The 2,936-nt window shown below is 40.9% G+C and carries 3 protein-coding genes and 1 pseudogene; all 4 read left to right on the top strand.

What is annotated here, in order from left to right:
• Positions 1-968: baseplate J/gp47 family protein (locus AVJ19_RS20770; RefSeq protein ID WP_111861393.1), on the top strand; the 968-nt coding region annotated here is incomplete at its 5' end.
• Complete coding sequence (locus tag AVJ19_RS20765; protein ID WP_111861392.1) at positions 965-1,498, top strand: putative phage tail protein; 534 nt, start codon at positions 965-967, stop codon at positions 1,496-1,498. The genes AVJ19_RS20770 and AVJ19_RS20765, both read left to right, overlap by 4 nt.
• A 2-nt stretch (positions 1,499-1,500) precedes the next feature.
• Positions 1,501-1,701 (top strand): annotated as a pseudogene (locus tag AVJ19_RS20760) (hypothetical protein); the annotation flags it as partial.
• Between the two features lie 433 nt (positions 1,702-2,134).
• Positions 2,135-2,890 carry a hypothetical protein gene (locus tag AVJ19_RS20755; protein WP_111861391.1) on the top strand — a complete coding sequence of 252 codons (756 nt, stop codon included), beginning with the start codon at positions 2,135-2,137 and terminating at the stop codon, positions 2,888-2,890.
• Positions 2,891-2,936 lie beyond the last annotated feature (46 nt).

The raw sequence follows: 2,936 nt of genomic DNA, 5'->3' as shown, positions 1-2,936 counted from the left end.
ATGATGATCATGATGCAGCTATTCGTGCAGATGGCACAGCTTCAGCTGTAGATGGCTTATATAGTCATCAATCTTATATTCAAAAACAGTTGTTTATTGCTACTGCGGATGAGCAATTTTTATATATTCATGCAGCTGAATTGGGCTTGCCCCGACTCGGTGGAACACTTGCTTTAGGTACAGTGACCGCACTTTCTAACGTTGAAATTACATTGACAGCAGGAACTAAATTAACAGATGGAAAAAGTCATTACTGGATGGTTGTTGCAGATACAACTATCAACGCCAATAGCCCAACTTCAGTCAATGTAGTTGCTGAGCAAATCGGTGTGTCATGGAACACTATTGGCTCACTTTATTGGTTAAATCCGAAAGCTGGACTAAGTGGTACAGTGACCGAGGTTTCTATTGGTGGCGGTTCAGATCAGGAGGAATTAGAAGCATGGCGGGCACGTTTACTTGAACGTAAACAGCTCGGTTTATCCCGTGACCGTGAGGCTGATTTGATCGGCTTTATGAAAGGTGTCGCAGGTGTGAAGCATGTTTATGTTTACCCGAAGCGTCGAGGTCTCGGCTCATTAGATGTTGCAATTACAGCTGTAGGTAATCCCCCAACCCTACCAAGTTCAACACTTATTGCCACGGCTCAAACAGCATTAGATGAGTATGCAGGATTTTGGGCAGATTGCCGTGTCTATTCACCAACAGAACAGCTAATCAATATAAAGGCAATTATTACAGGCTCAGGTATCAATCTAACGGAAGTACGTCAGGTGATCCGTGACTATTTCGCTGAACTTGCACCCGCTGCGCCATATCAGCATGCGATTTTAAGCGCTCGAATTGTTGACCTTGCAAACGTGTCAGATGTTACTTTAACACCCGCCACCAATGTTGTTCCTACAGTCACATGGGAACATACAAAATGGTTGAGACTCGGTACTTTAGATGTGAGTAATCTGTCATGAATTTAGAAGAAACCACACAACTTTATGCGACTGTTTTAAGACAATTATTACCAGTTGGTGGTTATGACACATCACCAAATACAGATTTAGCCAAAGATATTCAGGGACATGCCAAAGCGTTAGCTCAATGTGATCTTAATGCAAAAAGACTACTGACTGTGTTGGAAGGGATTCCCCCTGAACTTCTCAATGAATATGAGAAAGAATATGGCTTACCACTGAAATGCACGACTAATGTTGCTAAAAGTTATGCAGAGCGTATTCAAGTTATTCAATGGGTTAAAAATACTAAAAATGTTTTTAATCGCACTTACTTGGAACAGTTGTTGAATATTTTTGGTGTGACGATTGTTGAGTTAGTTAAGTTTGTCCCATTTAGATGTACTCAAGCGTGTAATCAACCGTTAAATACAGAGCAACTACGCTACAAAGTGACTTTGAAGCTACGGCAACCCATCCAAGCTGACATGGCTTGTATCATTAAAAATTACCTACCCGCTTTTTTACTTTTTGATATTGTTGAGGTTTAAAAATGCAAAGAATTGATAGTGCTAATGCTAGACCGAATCAAAATGGTACAGGTAAAGCAGGTTTCCATGACAATGCTGATTTGGCAGGACAAGATGCAACATATCTGACACCCAAATGGTGTAATACGGTACAAGAAGAATTAGCCAATGCAATAGAGCAGTCAGGTGTTGACTTAGACCCAAATGATCCAAGCCAACTCTTTCAACTTTTCAAACTACATAATAAAGCGTTGGTTCAGCGTATTTATCATGTTGGTTCTAAGCATATGACTGATAATATCGATTGGAATCCAGCGGTTGAACTAGAAGCATACTTTGGTTATCAAACAAGCTGGATGTTGTGGTCTTATATACCACAGGGAGTTACTGGCTTTGCTGATTCTATCGGACAAATTTCTCAACTGAACTCAGGTGGATCAAATCAAGCAAAAACAACACGAATTTGGCAACGATTGCCCGATGGTGAATCTGCCCCAACTTATTTATTAAGTGCTGATAAAAGTGCAGTCAATGAAGGTGAACAAGTTACTTTCTTATTAGAAACTACAGGTTTACAAGAAGGTACTCAAGTTGATTGGGTAATTACGGGTATACAGAATGCAGACATTACACCAAGTAATTTAACAGGTAAGTTTATTGTTGATAAATGGTAAAGCATCATATACATTAACTGCTGTTGCAGATCAAAAAACAGAAGGTAATGAAACACTTAAACTTTCTCTAACTTTCATTCCGAATCAATCTATTGATGTGATGATTATGGACACAAGTAAATATCCTGAAGGTCTTCGAACATACTATGAAGGCACACATTCAATTGAAGTACAGCCTAATCAAACAATTATCTTAGATATGTATGGTGCAGGTGGTGGTGGCGGTGGTTCAATCTACACTCCAGACACTGGTGCCGCTGGTACGAGTGGCGGTAATGTAAGTCTTACATATCTCGCTAATGAACTTACTGCTGGCGGTGGCGCAGGTGGTACAGGTGGTGCTTGGGGCAATGGTAGCCATTTTTTTAATGGTGAAGCTGGTGTAGGTGGCATTAATACTGTTGTAGCTGATTCTAATTTTGAAATTCAAGTCAATCAAAACGGCAATGATGCTGTCATCGGATCACGGTGGGAAACTCAAAAAGGCGGTGCTGCGATTGCATCTAGTATTGGGGCAGTCAATGGGGGTGGTGACGGTGCAACAGGGATCGGTGATGAACGTTGGTCATACGGTGGAGGCGGCGGCTCAGGCGGACGTTTGAAAGTGAAATTCACCAATACAACTGAAGACACCATTATTTTTAAACTGGTGGTTGGAGCTAAAGGTCAAGGTTGGAAAAATAGCGGTAATGCAGGTCAAGATGGTGGTATTGGCTTTGCAACAATCATGACAAATTAAGAGCACTGATTATGATCTCAATCAAACAAGGTGACAGCTTTACTCT

The sequence above is a fragment of the Acinetobacter sp. CFCC 10889 genome, assembly GCF_003268395.1.
Taxonomy (GTDB): Bacteria; Pseudomonadota; Gammaproteobacteria; order Pseudomonadales; family Moraxellaceae; genus Acinetobacter.
Note: the sequence above shows the minus strand (reverse complement) of the source record. Positions and strands in the feature narration are given on the sequence as shown.